We start from the raw sequence: 14,732 nt of genomic DNA on the forward strand, positions 1-14,732 counted from the left end.
GCGAGCGCGACGTTGCGGAGTCCCATCCCGCCCGCGTACAGGGCGAGGGTGTGTCCGTTCTCCTCGTCGGCGGGCCGGCCGGGCGCGCGGCAGCCCGCGTACGTCGGGCCGGCGCCGAGCTGTCCGCATCTCGACAGCTCGGCGCCGCCGCGCCCCGCCTCCGGCGACACTGGCCCGATGCGCCCCGTCGAACCGGTGCACGCCGTCGCCCGCCCCGGCGGATGAACCGCCCGCTGCTCCGCCTCGCCCTGGCCGGGCTGCGCGCGCACGCCGTACGGGTGGTGCTGACCGGGTTCGCGGTGGTGGTGGCGGTCGGCTTCCTCGCCGGCACCCTGGTCTACGGCGACACCGCCCGGGCGGCGTTCTACACCGACCTGGCCCGGTCGGCCCGGAACGTGGACGTGGTGGTGGAGCCGGAGCACGGGCTGCTCACCCCGGCGACGGTACGCCGGGTGGCGGCCGTCGATGGTGTGGCGGCGGTGGACGGGCGGGTGGTGGCCTGGCTGGGCGTACTCGACCGGAACGGCAAGCTGATCACCAGCCAGGACCACATCGGGTACGCCCTGTCGGTGCCGGGTGACGCCGCGCTGGCCCCGTACGACGTGGCGGCCGGACGGCTGCCGCACAGCGCTGGCGAGATCGCCCTGGACCGGGCCACCGTGGCCGGCGCCGGTTTCGCGCTCGACGGCCCGGTGACCGTGCTGGACCGGGCCGGTACGGCGCACCGGCTGCGCCTGGTCGGCGTGCTGGACCTCGGGGTGAACCGGCTCTTCGGCGGCTCCGCCGTCGCCGCGCTGACCCCGGCCGACCTCGGCACGCTGACCGGTACCGCCGACTACGCCCAGGTGGTGGTCCGGGCCACCGAGGGCACCGACCTGGCCCGGCTGCGGGACCGGATCGCCGAGGCGGTCGGCCCGGGCACGCGCGCCCTGACCGGGGCGGCCCTGCGGGACCGGCTCGCCCGGCAGGCGGCCAAGTACGTCGACGGCTTCCTCGCCGTACTGCTCGGCTTCGGCCTGGTCTCGCTCACCGTCTCGGCGTTCGTCATCTACAACACCTTCGCCATGCTCGGCGCGCAGCGGGTCCGGGAGGTCAGCCTGCTCCGCTGCGTCGGCGCCTCCCGGGCGCAGGTGCGCGGCGCCGTACTCCTGGAGGCGGGCATCCTCGGCCTGCTCGCCTCGGTCGGCGGGCTGCTGGCCAGCCTGCTCGTCGGGTACGGGCTGATCCGGGGTCGTGAGCTGGTCGCCTCGGAGATCCCGCTGCACGCCCCGGTGGTGCGCTGGCCGACCGTGCTCGTCGCGCTCGGCTTCGGCACCCTGGTCACGGTGCTGGCCGCGCTGGTGCCGGCGGTGGAGGCGAGCCGGGTGGCGCCGCTGGCCGCACTGCGGTCCCGGGACGCCGTCGAGGCCGGCGGCGGCCGGCGCCGCCGTACCCGAATCGCCGTCGCGCTCGGCCTGGCCGGGGTCGGCGGGCTGGCCGTACTGGTCGGGCTGCCGCTGGCCTTTCCCGGGCTGCCGCTGGTGCTCGGCGGCGGCATGGTCGCCTTCCTCGGCGCGGTGGTGGCGGCCCCGCTGCTGGTCCCCCGGGCGGTCCGGCTGGTCGGCTGGCTGCCGGCCCGGGTCTTCGGGCCGGTGGTACGGCTGGCCGTGGCGAACGCCCGACGCAATCCCCGGCGGGCGGCGGCGACCAGCACGGCGCTGACCATCGGGGTGGCCCTGATGGCGATGTTCAGCGTGCTGCTGGCGACCGCCCGGGAGCAGGCCGGACGGGAGCTGGCCGAGAACTTCCCGGTGGACTTCGTACTCGACCGGGTCCGCACCGACGGCTCCCCGGCGGCGGTACGCGGCCCGCTGCCGCCCGGGCTGGCGCAGCGGCTCCGCCCCGATCCGGCGTTCGGCACCGTCGCCGAGGTACGCCTGGCCAACTCGCCGCTGGACGACCGGATCCGGGTCTGGGCGGTACCGCCCGAGCGACTGCACGGACCGATCCGCCCCGAGGTGACCGCCGGCAGCCTGGCCGGGCTGGCCCCGGGCACGGTGGCGGTGAGCCGGCAGCTCGCCGCCGACCGGGCCATCGGGGTCGGCGACCGGATCGCGCTCGGCCTCGGCCCACCGGGGCCGCTGACCGTGGTGGCGGTCTACGACGACAGCCCGGTCGACGGTGCCGCCCTGGTCCCCTGGGCGTCGTTCGTCGCCGCGTACGGCCCCGGGGAGCCGGACCGGCTGCTGGTCGACCTCGCTCCGGGGGTGTCGACGGCGGCCGGCAGGCAGGCGCTGGACGCGGCCCTGGCCGACCAACCGGCGGTCCGGGTACGCGGTCTCGCCGACCAGGCGGACGCGCTGTCCCGCACCCTCGACGAGCTGCTGGGGATCTTCGCGGCCCTGCTCGGCATGTCGGTGCTGATCGCCGTGCTGGGCATCGGCAACACGCTCGCGCTCTCGGTCGTCGAGCGCCGCCGGGAGTCGGCGACGGTCCGGGCGCTGGGCCTGTCCCGCCGGCAACTGGCGACCATGCTGCTGACCGAGGCGGGCCTGGCCGGTGCGGTCGGGGCACTGTCCGGGATCACTCTCGGGCTCGGCCTCGGCTGGACGGCGGCGATGGGCCTGATCAGCAGCTACGGGCACGGGCTGCCGGCCGTACCCGTCGGGCAGCTCGCCCTCTGCGCCGCGCTGGCCGCCTCGGCGGCGGTGCTGGCCAGCCTGCTGCCGGCCCGCCGGGCCGCCCGGGCCCCGATCGTCGCCACCCTCGGCGACGACGGGTGAGCCGGGCACGCCCGTCCGTCGTTCTCCGGTAGGGACGGGTCACCGTCGTTCTCCGGTAGGACGGGTCACCGATTCCGCACAGGACGGGTTCCCGCCGCCGCCCGCCCGGCAGTATCGACGGCGGGGGCGACGCGGCGGAAGGAGGGGGCGTTGGGGGCCGGGCACGACCACGGGGGGCAGTTGACCCGGGCGGCGGAACGGCACCGGGGACGGCTCTGGGCCGCCTTCGGGCTGCTCGCCGTCCTGATGGTGGTCGAGACGGTCGCCGCGCTGGTCACCGGCTCGCTCGCGCTGCTCTCCGACGCCGGGCACATGTTCACCGACGTGCTCGGGATCGGGATGGCGCTGGCCGCGATCACGGCGGCCCGGCGGGCGGCCGGCGACCCGCAGCGGACCTTCGGGCTCTACCGCCTGGAGGTGCTGGCCGCGCTGGCCAACGCGGTACTGCTGTTCGGGGTGGCGCTCTACGTGCTGGTCGAGGCGGTACGCCGGTTCGACGACCCGCCCCGGGTCGCGGCCGGCCCGATGCTGCTGGTGGCCGTGCTCGGCCTGCTGGCCAACGCCGCCGCGTTCGGCCTGCTCCGGGCCGGGGCGCGGGAGAGCATCAACGTGCGCGGCGCCTACCTCGAAGTGCTCGGGGACCTGCTCAACTCGGTAGGCGTGATCGTCGCCGCTGTGGTGATCATCCTGACCGGCTGGCGCTGGGCCGATCCGATCGTGGCCCTGGCGGTCGGGCTGCTCATCCTGCCCCGCACCTGGCGGCTCGGCCGGACCGCCGTACGCATCCTGGTGCAGGCCGCGCCCGAGCACCTCGACGTGGCCGCCGTACGCGCCCGGCTGGCCGGCGTACCCGGGGTCTGCGACGTACACGACCTGCACGTCTGGACCCTCACCTCCGGCATGGAGGTGGCCTCGGCGCACCTGAGGCTGGACAGCGACGCGGAGGTCGGTACCGTACTCGCCGCGGCCCGGTCGGCGTTGCGCGAGGACTTCCACATCTCGCACGCCACCCTCCAGGTCGAGCCGAACACCGCCCCCGGGGGCTGCGGGCCCACCGACTGGTGACCGGTCGCGACGCTGCGTCACAGCGCGGCCGGCCGGAAACTGTCGGAATTCCGCCTCAGCAGACGTCGAGGCTCACCGATAGTTAGCGGCATCTTAAGTTTCGACCCGGTGCTTGAGGTTTTTGTCCGGATACATCCTTGCGGAGTAGGAGAATTGCGAATCTAACTCCGGCAACGCCACGTATCCCCGGGCGGCAACTGCCGGTAGGCTCGGCTCCGGTCTCCGCCGGGCGGCGCCCTCCGGCGCCTGCGGAGGCCGTCGCCTAATCGCACACGCGAGCCGGGGAACCACGTACCAGGGGTGCATCCGCTCCAGCGGTAGGGATCTTCCGTCCCGAACCCGTCAGCTAACCCGGTCGGCGGCTGACGGAAGGACATTGTCATATGCCGTTCCTGGCACCCACCCGACAGGCTCCGGCGTCCGCGCGGAGAGCCACGAGACCGCCCCGGAAGGCCGCGACGACCGTGGCCGTCGCCCTGGGCATGGTCCTCGCGGCACTCGGCGGCGCACCCGCCGCCGCGGCACCGGAGTACGCGACCCCCGGGACGCTGGCCGCGGCACCCGGCGGGGACGACATCGACGGAGGCACCGACAGCCTGCGCGAGCAGCTCCAGGCCGCCAGCAAGGGCTACCTGACCGCCAAGAACAGGTTGGCCAACTCCGTCAAGCGGCAGAATGAACTGAACCAGCAGCTCGCCGCGCTGCGTACCGAGGTGGCGACCCGGAGCGAACGGGTCGCCGAGATGGCCGACATGGCGTACCGGACCGGTCGGCTCGGGCAGGTCTCCGCCCTGCTCAACAGCGGTTCTCCGACCAGCCTGGTGGACCGGGCCGCCGCACTCGACACCATCTCGGCGAACGAGAGCCGGGAGTTGCGCGGGTTGCGGGAGAGCCTGGACAAGGAGACCCAGGCCAAGGCGGCGCTCGACAAGGAGGTCGGCGAGCAGCGCAAGCAGGTCGAGGTGATGGAGACCCGCAAGAAGCAGGCCGAACGGGCCTTGGCGGCGGCGAACAACAGCGGCGGCGCCGGCTCGGGGATCAGCGGCAGCGGCGGCGGGTCGGCGCGACCGGCACCCCGCAATCCCGACGGCTCCTTCCCCGACGAGTCGTGCAGTCTCGACGACCCGACCACCAGCGGCTGCATCACCGCGCGGACGCTGCACGCGCTGAAGCAGGCCCAGGCGGCCGGCTTCACCCGGTTCGTCTCCTGCTTCCGCAGTGGTGGCAGCGGCGAGCATCCGAAGGGGCAGGCGTGCGACTTCGCCGCCCAGCGGAACGGGTTCGGCGGGGTGGCGACCGGCGGCGACCGGACGTACGGCAACAACCTGGCGGCGTACTTCGTGCGAAACGCCGATCGACTGGGCGTGCTGTACGTGATCTGGTTCAAGCAGATCTGGCTGCCGAGCAGCGGTTGGAAGACGTACAACGGGGGCAACGGTGACCCGTCCAGCGACCACACCAACCACGTGCACCTGTCGATGAACTGATCGACCGCACCTGAGGCACCGATCGCGGACCGCCGGCACCGCCCGCCACCCCTGGGCAGTGCCGGCGGTTCTCGGTTCGCACCCGGCCGGAACCCCGACCGGGTGCGCCGGTCAGCAGCCGATCCGGGTCGAGCCGAGCGCCACGTCGTCGAACCAGAGCGTGTCGGCGCCCTCGCCGTAGCTCTCCCAGCCCAGCCGCAGGTCGGTGAGGCTCGGCCGCCAGTTGGCCCGGTTGTACCACTGTCCGTCGACGTCGTGCGTGGGCGTACCGTCGGCGGTCAGCCCGGTCACCGCGGTCCCGTTGACCCAGGTGGAGAGCCGGCCCTGCGTGCCGTCCACCATGAACTCCAGGCAGGTCCACTGGTTGACCGGCAGCGGCGCGCTGAGCGCGACACCGTTCGGGCTCTGCTCCGGGAGGGTGGCGTCGTCCGAGGCCCGGTTCCACTGTAGGGCGGCGTTCTGGCCGCCCATCCGCAGGTCACGGTTGCCGTCGTTGGCGTCCCGCATGGCCAGGAAGGTCACGTGCGAGGTCGGCAGCGCGGTGGTGTGCCGGACCCAGAGCCGGGCGTAGCGGACCGCCCCGACGGCGCCGAGGTCCCGGGTGGAGCCGACGAAGACGTGGTTGCAGTAGCCGACGGCGCCGTTGATGCGTACCGACCGGGTGCCCTGGTGCGCGACCGAGGTGTCGATGCTGGCGGTGCCGCTGCCCGAGCAGTCCGGATAGCTGACGCTCCAGTCGCCGGAGGGCGCCGTGCCGGTCTGGTTCTCGAAGCCGTCGCAGAGCACCGCCGTACCGCAGCCGCTCGGTGGCGGGGTGACCGTCGGCGGGACGCTGGTGGGCGGAGTCGTCGGCGGCGCCGTCGTGGGCGGAGTGGTCGGCTCGGCACCGTTGCACGGCTCGCCGTTGAGGGTGACCCCGGTCGGTGCCGCCGAACTGGCGGCGTAGCTGCCCTGCACGCCGAACTCGGTGGAGCCACCGGCCGGCAGCGACCCGTTCCAGGCCACGTTCCGGGCGGTCACGGTCGCACCGGACTGGCTGACCTGGGCGTTCCAACTGTTGGTGATCCGCTGGTCGCCACCGTAGGTCCAGGTCACGGTCCAGCCGTTGACCGGGGTGTCCCCGGCGGTCACCCGGATTGCGGCGGTGAAGCCACCGGTCCACTGGTTGGCCGTGTAGTCGACCAGGCAGCCGGCGGCGGCCCGCGCGGTCGGCGTCAACCCGGTGCCGAGCACGGCGACGCTGCTCGCGGCGATCGCGGTCACCGTGGCCAGGGCCAGGGAGACGCGACGGTACGGTGCGGAGATCCGCATGGGAGTTCCTCTCGGACGACTGCCGGCCCCGTCGCCGCCTCTGGCGCGTGCCGGCAGTGCTGTTACGACGACGAGTGGCCGGCGCGCGCGGCGCGTACCGCCCTCGTTGGACTCCCGTGACCAGCTCCCATGATCATCGATCCACCACGACACCCCGGCCAGCCCGTACCGGTCGCGTGACGACGCCGACCAAGCTTAGAGACAACCATCGATACGAGCAACCGACGCGCTCGCCCGCCCGGCCGGGCTCCCCCGTCAACTCAGGCACTCCGGCCAGCGACAATGACCGAGTGACGATCGCGCGCTCGCTGCTGCTGTTCCTGCTCGCCGCCGTCGCCGAGATCGGCGGGGCGTGGCTGGTCTGGCAGGGCGTACGCGAGAATCGGGGCCTGCTCTTCGTCGCCGCCGGCATGCTGGCACTGGCCGGGTACGGCTTCGTGGCGGCGTTCCAGCCCGATCCGCACTTCGGTCGGGTGCTCGCCGCGTACGGGGGCGTCTTCGTGGCCGGCTCGCTCGGCTGGGCCGTACTGGTGGACCGGTTCCGCCCGGACCGCTACGACCTGGCCGGCGCCGCCGTCTGCCTCGTCGGGGTAGCCATCATCATGTACGCCCCCCGCGGCTGACCCACCCTCGGCGTTTCACGATCAGCGAGCCCGCACCGGGTCGATCGGTCGATCGCCTTCCGGGCGGTCGCGCGCCGGGACGCGACCGCCCGTACGTCGAGTTGCGTACCCGGGCCGTCCACATCCGCACGACGCCACGGCGCGGTTCCGCCGGCACCATCACTGGCATGACGCTCTCTCCGCCCTGGCGAAAAGCCCTCCTCACCCTGCACGTGGTCACCGCGGTCGGCTGGTTGGGGGTCGACGTGGTGCTGCTGACCCTCGGCGTGGCCGGGGCGCGCGGCTCCGACCCGGACGTGGTCTATCCGGTGATGGCCCTGGTCGGGCAGGCCGTCTTCGTGCCGCTGAGCGTGCTCGCCTGGCTGGTCGGCGTCGCCAGCGCGCTGCTCACGCCCTGGGGCCTGGTCAGGCACCGGTGGGTGCTGGTCAAGATGGTGATCACCACCGTGATGCTCGGCGCGGTGCTCTTCGCCCTGCTGCCGAACCTCCAGGCCGCCGAACTCGGTGCGGCGACTCCACCGGATGCCCGGCAGGGCCTACTCGCGGCACCGATCGTCTCCAGCACCTTGTTGGTGATCGCCACGGTGCTCTCCACCTACAAGCCGTGGGGCCGGATCGGCCGGGCCGGTGCGGTCAGGACCGGGCAGCGGCCAGCGCGGCCGGCAGCCGGGTCGCGAGGTCCAGGTGCGCGGCCCGGGCCTGCCGGAACGCGTACCGAAACAGCGGTGCGGGTGCCGACAGGGTGATCTCGACGTCGACGCGTACCAGCCCGTCGGCCTCGCGGGTCAGCCGGGTCTGGTTCCGCACCGTGGTACGCGGCCACTGCCGGGCCACCATTTCCAGCTCGTCGGCCGCCAACCGGAGCAGGTCGGCCCGGTAGGTGACCTGGAACCGGAACGGTCCCCAGCGCAGCCGGTCGGTGACCAGGTCGCTGCGCAGCACTCCGGGCCCGGCCGGACGAGGGCGCACCCGCACGATCAACGGATGCAACTCGCCCTGCCGTCGCACGTCGCCGAGCAGCCGCAGCGCGTCGGCCGGCTCGCAGCGCGCGTGCACCCGGTATCGGAAAGATCCGGTACGCGGCACCCTCTGAGTGTAGGAGCCGGGAGGACCCGGCGCACCGGGTGGCAGACGAGCACGCGCGGCGGGTGGTCCCTCGTGCGGCTGACCAGCGAGGGCCCGGAGCTGCATGGATAGCGGCCAACAGGGTACCTAACGGGCATGAGCGGACATGTCATGGTCTTTGCCCCTGATCCGCAGTTGACGGTCACCATCGACCAGCCCGCCAACGAGACCGAGCTCCACCTGCACCCCGGCGGCCAGGGGGTGTGGCAGGCCCGCATGATCAAGTGCCTGGGCGTACCCGTGGTGCTCTGCGCCGGGCTCGGCGGGGAGATCGGACAGGTGCTCGAACCGCTGCTGGCCGGCGAGGGAGTCGACCTCCGGGCGATCCACCGCGAGTCCAGCAGCGGCGGCTACGTGCACGACCGGCGGCGGGACGGCAAGCGCCACGAGATCGCCTCGGTGCCGGGCCATCCGCTCGCCCGGCACGAACTGGACGAGCTCTACAACCTCGCGCTGAGCGAGGGGCTGGGCGCCGAGGTCAGCATCCTCAGCGGTCCCGGCCACCCGTCCCTGGTCGCACCGGAGATCTACCGCCGGCTCGCCGCCGACCTCGGTCACAACGGCAGCCGGGTGGTCGCCGACCTCTCCGGTCCGCACCTGGCGGCCGTACTGGACAGCGGCGTGTCGGTCCTCAAGGTCAGCCACGAGGAACTGCTCCGGGACGGCCTGGCCGCCGACGACGGCGAGGCGGAGCTGATCCGGGTGATCCAGGCGCTGCACGCCCAGGGGGCCGAGTCGGTGGTGGTCAGCCGGGCCGAGGAGCCGGCCCTGGTACTGGTCGACGGCGAGGTGGCCCAACTCGACATGCCCCGGCTGGAGGTGGCGGACCCGCGCGGTGCCGGCGACTCGATGACCGCCGGGGTGGCGGCGGTGCTGGCCCGGGGCGGCGACATCCGGCTCGCGGTCCGGACCGGAGCGGCGGCGGGCGCGCTGAACGTCACCCGGCACGGGCTCGGCACCGGTCGGCCGGACGCGATCGCCGGCCTGGTCGACCGGGTGAAACTGGCACCGATGCGGGTGGACCGGCAGGATCGGCTGACCCCCGACGAGCTGGCGCACCGGACGACGACGTCATGACGATCCGGGTACTGGTCACCAACGACGACGGCATCGCGGCTCCCGGGCTGCGCTGGCTGGCGCGTACGGCGGTGCAGCGCGGGCTGGACGTGGTGGTGGCCGCCCCGAGCGAGGAGGCCAGCGGCGCGAGCGCCGCAATGAGCGCGGTGGAGCGGGACGGCCGGGTGGTCGTCGAGGAGCACCCGATCGAGGAGCTGCCCGGCGTCCCGGCGTACGGGGTGGCCGGCTCGCCGGCGCTGATCACGCTGATCGCCCTGCACGGGGCGTTCGGGCCGGCACCGTCGGCGGTGCTCTCCGGGATCAACCGGGGCGCGAACGCCGGCCGTGCGGTCCTGCACTCCGGCACGGTCGGTGCGGCGTTCACCGCCGCCGCGAACGGCTGCCACGGGCTGGCGGTCTCCCTGGACGTACTCTCCGTGCACGAGGCGAGCACCGGAAGCGGCGGCGCGGCAGTGGCCGTCCCCCGACCGGACCGGGACGAGCGGCGGCACTGGGCGACGGCGGCCCGGGTGGCGCTGGACCTGCTGCCCCGGTTGACCGCGGGACCGGTGGAGAGCGTGCTGAACGTGAACTCCCCCGACCTGCCGTACGAGCAGCTGCGCGGGATACGCCGAGGCACCCTGGCCGGGTTCGGGCAGGTGCAGATGACGGTCGCCGAAGCCGGCAAGGGTTTCGTGCGTACCGCCCTGGAGGAATCCGGCCAGTACGTCGAGCCGGGCACGGACGTGGCCTGGCTGGCGGAGGGTTACGCCTCGGTGACGGCGATCCGGGCGGTCACCGAGGCGTCCGATGTGGATCTGTCCGGACTGGACGATCCGCGGTAAGGGGTGGGATTCCCGGTCCGCGATGATCAGACCGCGGGCCGGGGACGGTCAGGCGCCGGGGACCTTGACCTCCTCGGCGGCGGCCGCGGCGCCCGCGAAGTAGGGCTCCGGCGCGCCGAAGAGGCCGAGGAGCCCGGTGACCCAGAGCTGCCGGTGGACGAACCGGCTCGGTTCGGTGACCACGAGCTTGACGCCGCTGACCTCCGCGGTCTGGAAGCCGGCGACCATGGCGCTGATGCCGACGGAGTCGATGAAGCTGACCAGTCGCATGTTGAGCTCGATCCTGGACGGTCGCCCCTTGGTCAGAACTCCGGCGATCGCCTCACGAACCTCGTACGCCGTATCGACGTCGATTTCTCCACGAGGGGCGATCTCCACAACTCCACCAGGCAAGACCGACTTGACGATCGACAGGCTCACGCGAGCACCTCCACTCGCCCATGTCCGGGCGCCTAATCAGTACGCGGGCCGCGACCGAGAGTATTCCTCTCACGGCCCCGATCGCCACCCTTCCGGACGGGCAATCTATTCAACGAGCCGACAAACCTACCCGGTAACGGGGCAAACTACGCTAAATTTTCCTGCGCCGCCGGCTTCCGCACTTCCACCGTCACGCCCTCAGCGTAGCCGTGCCGCAGGTCGGAGCAGGCCACCGGTGCACTGTGTCGTACCTCGCCCGGCGCCGCTGCCCGCCGGTACCCGAATCCCTGTCGCCTATGCGACAGCCCGGCGGGCTGGGCGACCGGTGGGACCGCTGGGGCTGCCGGGGCCGATGTCGCTCGGCGGGGCGGGTGTGCCGGGGAGCACCTAGCATGAGGTGATCCGTCCGTCTCGGGACGGGCGACCCAGGCTCGGGAAGGGACACCTGATGCTGAGGAAGCTGATCGGACTGGCTGGGGTCGGCGCGCTGCTGGCACTGGTACTCGCCTGCGGATTCGGCGGCGGAGGTGATGACGACGACGGTGACGACGACGATTTCGCCCAGCGCGCCCCCGTCGTCCTGCTCGGCTGACCACCTGCGGCACACCGGCACGAGATCCGACGGATTCCGGCAGACTTCGGGAGGTGATCCCGGGTTTGCCAGGAAAGACGCCTGGGCACCTCCCGAAGTAGCAACCCGCAACCGCGCCGAACAGACGCCTCTGTCCGAAGTGGCCGCTTCGTTCGGCAACCGAGGAGGTAGCACGATGCTCGGAACGAACCTGCTGAAACATCAGAGCAAGCCCGAGCGGATCGCCGACCAGGCGTGGGAACACCTGACCGGCGCGATCAACTCGGCCGGCGAATCGGTGAAGTACACCGCCCGCTCGGCGCGGCGGACCGGCTCCCACCTCACCAGCCATGCCGGCGACCGGGTGGGTGCCGTGACCGACGAGGCCCGGGTGCGGGCCAGCCGGGCGTACGACGCCCTCGCCGGCCGCCGGCCGGGACTTCCCTGGGCGTGGCTGATCGGGGCGGGCCTGGTCGGCGCTGCCCTGGCCTGGGCCGCCTCCTCCGCGTCCCGGGCCGCGCTGGCCCGGGCCGAGAAGGAACTGCCCGCCAGCGACGGACTGGAGTTCGTGGACGTCGACCGGGCCAACTCACCGGTCCGGGTCGACACCACCTGATCCCCGCGGACCCGCCCGGCCGGTCGGGCGGGTCCGCGGAAGCCGGGGCCCGGTGCGTTCCCGCGCCGGGTCCCGCACGTGCGGGCCCGGTCCCTGGTCAGTCCCACGCGGCTTGGTCAGCTCCGCGCGGCTTGGTCAGCTCCGCGCGCAGCTCACCGGCGCCGGCACGGCGTTCGCACCCGTCCAACTGCCGAGGAAGCCGAACGTGGTGGAGGCGTTCGGTGCCAGGTTGCCGTTGTACGACACGTTCCGCACCGAAACCGACGAACCGGACTGGGTGTGCGTACCTCCCCAGATCTGGCTGATCGCCTGTCCGTTCCCGAAGGTCCAGCCCACCGTCCAGCCGGTCATCGCCGACGTGCCGGTGTTCCGCACGGTCACCTCGGCCTGGAAGCCACCCTGCCACGAGCCGGTCACCCGGTAGGCGGCCGTACACGCCCCGCTCGGCGGCGGCGTGCTGCTCGGGGTGGCCGTGGGCGGGCGGGTGGTCGGAGTCGCCGTGGGCGGCCGGGTGGTCGGGGTGGCGGTGGGCGGGTGGGAGGGGCCGCCGAGCCGGTCCGCGACCAGGATGCCCCGGCCGTTGGTGCCGAGGTAGACCCGGCCGTAGACCCTCGGGTCACCGGTCAGCGCCTCGCCCATGTTGCCGTACTGGTGCTGGTCGTCGTTGATCCGCACCCAGGCGCCACCGGCGTCGTCCGACCGGTACACCCCGCGGACGCCGTCGACGGTGGCGACCGCGAAGACCGCCGGGTACGTCTGCCCCGGCGCCGCCCGGCCGAACCCGACGTTGACCGCACTGCTCACGTTCGACAACTTCGTGAAGCTCGCTCCGGAGTCGGTGGACCGGAAGATCCCGGTCTCGCCGGCCAGCCAGATGTCCCCCTCGGCCCCGGCCACCGCCTTGAACTTCGCCCCGCTGCCCGGCAACCCGGTCGCGGCGGTGGCGGCGAAGCTCTGACCGCCGTCGGTGCTGACGTAGAACCGGCCGGCCGAGTAGCCGTAGAACGTGTTCGGGTTCACCCGGTCGGCCTCGACGGTCGCGTACGCCGGGATCCCGCTGGACTGGCTCCACGAGTTGCCGTACCCGACCGAGTAGACCACCTGCGCTCCGGAGTCGCCGGGCGCCCAGACGAACCGGCTGCCGTTCGCGGCCACCGCGACGGTGCCGCCGCTGTTGATCCCGCCCGGCTCCTGGGCCTGGAACCAGTTCGCCCCGCCGTCGGTGGAGAAGGCGACGTGGCTGTCGTTCGGCCGGTCGGCGTCGGTGAAGTTGCCGGCCCGGACCATGACGCTCGGGTTCAGCTCGGCGAAGTCCAGGCTGGTGGTGCTGGTGAAGACCGGCTGGGTGAACATCGTCGCCGGTACGGCGTCCAGGCTGGTGTGCCGGAAACCGCCGACGTCGCCGAGCCCGCTGACCAGCGGGGCGCCCGACGGCGGGCTGACCAGGTCGAGCACGGCCGTCTCCTCCAGTCCCCGCACCATCGGCCGGATGGTGACTGTGCCGCCGCTGTCCCAGTTGCGCAGGTTGGTGGTGCCGTAGATGGTGGCGCCGGTGCCGTACATCAGCCGGTTGCCGTCGAACGGGTCGATCTCCACCGACTCGTTCATCCAGCCGAGCTTCGGGGTCTCCTCCGGCGGGGACGGGTTGGCGCCGAAGGTCAGCCACGGCACCGAGCTGATGTCCATGGTGTAGCGCTTGGTCCGGTTCGGGTACGCCCCGAAGTCCCAGATCCGGGTCCAGGTCGCGCCGCCGTCCGTACTCCGGAAGAAGATCGCGTCCGGCCACCAGGAGATCTGCGTCGCCACCATGATGGTGTTCGGGTTCTGCCGGTCGATGGTCAACCCGCTGTACCCGTAGTACGCGTCGGCGCTGCTGGACGGGACCGGGCTGATCTGCGTCCACGCCCCGGTGGCCCGGTTGAACTTCCAGACGTCGCCCTTGCCGCCGTCGTACGGGCCGCCGGTGTCGCTGGTGGCGATGTAGAGGAAGCCGCCGACCGGGTCGACGACACCCTTGTGCGCCAGATAGCCGGTGGGCTGGCCCGCGATCCGCTCCCAGCTCGTACCGCCGTTGGTGCTCCGGTAGACCGGGTTGGACTTGTCCGCGACCCCGACGTAGATGGTCTGGGTGGTGTTGCCGGCGGTGCCGGTGCTGGAGTCGAAGCTCACCCAGGTCACGCCCTGGTTCTGGTTCAGGTAGCCGTTCGGGTCGGACGGGTCCTGGGCGTAGTTGCCGGCGTTCGGGAAGTTGCTCACCTTCGCCCAGGTGGCGCCGTGGTCGGTGCTGCGCCAGAGCCCGTTGCCGCCCTCGGCGCCGTAGTAGACGATGCTGTTCCGGTTCGGGTCGACAGCCAGCCGCTCACCCTGGCCCCGGCCCGGCATGTTGCCGCCCACCTTGAACGGCAACTGGTACGCCTGCCAGGTGTTGCCCTTGTCCGTGGAGCGCAGGATCGCGCCGTTGTTCGGGTCCCAGTCGTTGGTGTACATCCCGACCGCCGCGTAGACCCGGTTGGTCTGTACCGGGTCGGTGGCGATGCTGAGCACGCCGTTCCAGCCCCAGCGGTCCCAGCCGACCCAGTCCAGCAATGGGGTCCAGCTCTGGCTGGACTGCTCCCAGCGGTAGGCGCCGCCGATGTCGGTGCGGGCATAGATCAGGTTCCGCTCGGTGGGGTTGAAGACGATGCCGGGGACGAAGCCGCCGCCGTCGATCCGGACGTTCTGCCACGAGTACGGCTCGGCCGCCGCGGCCGAGGCTGGTGCCGCGGAGGGGCTGACGGCGACCTGGGCCACCACGGCCACCACGCCGGCGGCCAGTACCGCCGCGAGGGTACTGGCGAGACTTCTACGCATG

13 protein-coding genes and 1 riboswitch are annotated in these 14,732 nt (G+C 72.8%); of the genes, 9 read left to right on the forward strand and 4 right to left on the reverse strand.

Annotated elements, in window-relative coordinates:
* The first annotated feature begins 221 nt into the window (after positions 1-221).
* From ACSMXO_RS34030 to ACSMXO_RS34040, 3 genes are all read left to right on the forward strand, one after another.
* Entirely contained in the window at positions 222-2,762 is a 2,541-nt protein-coding gene (locus tag ACSMXO_RS34030) for an ABC transporter permease (protein WP_455415197.1), read from the forward strand.
* 150 nt (positions 2,763-2,912) lie between these two features.
* A complete protein-coding gene (locus ACSMXO_RS34035) occupies positions 2,913-3,827 on the forward strand; it encodes a cation diffusion facilitator family transporter (protein WP_455415198.1) in 915 nt (304 codons plus the stop codon).
* 249 nt (positions 3,828-4,076) lie between these two features.
* Positions 4,077-4,204: riboswitch (cyclic di-AMP (ydaO/yuaA leader) on the forward strand.
* Between the two features lie 6 nt (positions 4,205-4,210).
* Complete coding sequence (locus ACSMXO_RS34040) at positions 4,211-5,314, forward strand: coiled-coil domain-containing protein (protein ID WP_455415199.1); 1,104 nt, start codon at positions 4,211-4,213, stop codon at positions 5,312-5,314.
* Between the two features lie 111 nt (positions 5,315-5,425).
* Here ACSMXO_RS34040 and ACSMXO_RS34045 read toward each other — a convergent pair whose 3' ends face one another.
* The gene (locus ACSMXO_RS34045) at positions 5,426-6,625 is read right to left on the reverse strand and encodes a cellulose binding domain-containing protein (RefSeq protein ID WP_455415200.1); all 1,200 of its coding nucleotides are present in this window, start codon (positions 6,623-6,625) and stop codon (positions 5,426-5,428) included.
* 290 nt (positions 6,626-6,915) lie between these two features.
* On the opposite strand from ACSMXO_RS34045, the gene ACSMXO_RS34050 reads away from it, so the two are divergent.
* Positions 6,916-7,248: a YnfA family protein gene (locus ACSMXO_RS34050; protein ID WP_346261171.1), complete on the forward strand. Its 333-nt coding sequence runs from the start codon at positions 6,916-6,918 to the stop codon at positions 7,246-7,248.
* A gap of 167 nt (positions 7,249-7,415) precedes the next feature.
* Positions 7,416-7,994 (forward strand): hypothetical protein, encoded by a 579-nt coding sequence (locus tag ACSMXO_RS34055; protein ID WP_346261172.1) that lies wholly within the window; start codon positions 7,416-7,418, stop codon positions 7,992-7,994.
* Here the strand turns inward: ACSMXO_RS34055 and ACSMXO_RS34060 are convergent.
* Positions 7,882-8,334: an SRPBCC family protein gene (locus tag ACSMXO_RS34060; RefSeq protein ID WP_346261173.1), complete on the reverse strand. Its 453-nt coding sequence runs from the start codon at positions 8,332-8,334 to the stop codon at positions 7,882-7,884. The two genes, ACSMXO_RS34055 and ACSMXO_RS34060, sit on opposite strands and share 113 nt — an antisense overlap.
* A gap of 135 nt (positions 8,335-8,469) precedes the next feature.
* On the opposite strand from ACSMXO_RS34060, the gene ACSMXO_RS34065 reads away from it, so the two are divergent.
* Positions 8,470-9,450, forward strand: coding sequence for a 1-phosphofructokinase family hexose kinase (locus ACSMXO_RS34065; RefSeq protein ID WP_346261174.1), 981 nt, complete (start codon positions 8,470-8,472; stop codon positions 9,448-9,450).
* Positions 9,447-10,274, forward strand: coding sequence for a 5'/3'-nucleotidase SurE (gene surE / locus ACSMXO_RS34070; protein WP_455415201.1), 828 nt, complete (start codon positions 9,447-9,449; stop codon positions 10,272-10,274). The genes ACSMXO_RS34065 and surE overlap by 4 nt, the downstream gene beginning before the upstream one ends.
* Before the next feature lie 48 nt (positions 10,275-10,322).
* On the opposite strand, the gene ACSMXO_RS34075 is transcribed toward surE, so the two are convergent.
* Positions 10,323-10,694, reverse strand: coding sequence for an STAS domain-containing protein (locus ACSMXO_RS34075; RefSeq protein ID WP_346261176.1), 372 nt, complete (start codon positions 10,692-10,694; stop codon positions 10,323-10,325).
* Between the two features lie 448 nt (positions 10,695-11,142).
* Here ACSMXO_RS34075 and ACSMXO_RS34080 point away from each other — a divergent pair, with 448 nt between their 5' ends.
* Positions 11,143-11,286 (forward strand): hypothetical protein, encoded by a 144-nt coding sequence (locus tag ACSMXO_RS34080; RefSeq protein ID WP_455415202.1) that lies wholly within the window; start codon positions 11,143-11,145, stop codon positions 11,284-11,286.
* Positions 11,287-11,461: 175 nt separating this feature from the next.
* Positions 11,462-11,881, forward strand: coding sequence for a hypothetical protein (locus ACSMXO_RS34085; RefSeq protein ID WP_455415203.1), 420 nt, complete (start codon positions 11,462-11,464; stop codon positions 11,879-11,881).
* A gap of 135 nt (positions 11,882-12,016) precedes the next feature.
* Here the strand turns inward: ACSMXO_RS34085 and ACSMXO_RS34090 are convergent, their stop codons facing one another.
* Complete coding sequence (locus ACSMXO_RS34090; protein ID WP_455415204.1) at positions 12,017-14,731, reverse strand: cellulose binding domain-containing protein; 2,715 nt, start codon at positions 14,729-14,731, stop codon at positions 12,017-12,019.
* Between the last annotated feature and the right edge of the window lies 1 nt (position 14,732).

It is taken from the genome of Plantactinospora sp. DSM 117369 (genome assembly GCF_053764795.1).

Coding starts and splice junctions, on each gene's coding strand:
- surE (WP_455415201.1), top strand. CDS start 9,447: ATGACGATCCGGGTACTGGTCACCAACGACGACGGCATCGCGGCTCCC.
- ACSMXO_RS34090 (WP_455415204.1), bottom strand. CDS start 14,731: ATGCGTAGAAGTCTCGCCAGTACCCTCGCGGCGGTACTGGCCGCCGGC.
- ACSMXO_RS34085 (WP_455415203.1), top strand. CDS start 11,462: ATGCTCGGAACGAACCTGCTGAAACATCAGAGCAAGCCCGAGCGGATC.
- ACSMXO_RS34055 (WP_346261172.1), top strand. CDS start 7,416: ATGACGCTCTCTCCGCCCTGGCGAAAAGCCCTCCTCACCCTGCACGTG.
- ACSMXO_RS34040 (WP_455415199.1), top strand. CDS start 4,211: ATGCCGTTCCTGGCACCCACCCGACAGGCTCCGGCGTCCGCGCGGAGA.
- ACSMXO_RS34045 (WP_455415200.1), bottom strand. CDS start 6,625: ATGCGGATCTCCGCACCGTACCGTCGCGTCTCCCTGGCCCTGGCCACG.
- ACSMXO_RS34030 (WP_455415197.1), top strand. CDS start 222: ATGAACCGCCCGCTGCTCCGCCTCGCCCTGGCCGGGCTGCGCGCGCAC.
- ACSMXO_RS34080 (WP_455415202.1), top strand. CDS start 11,143: ATGCTGAGGAAGCTGATCGGACTGGCTGGGGTCGGCGCGCTGCTGGCA.
- ACSMXO_RS34065 (WP_346261174.1), top strand. CDS start 8,470: ATGAGCGGACATGTCATGGTCTTTGCCCCTGATCCGCAGTTGACGGTC.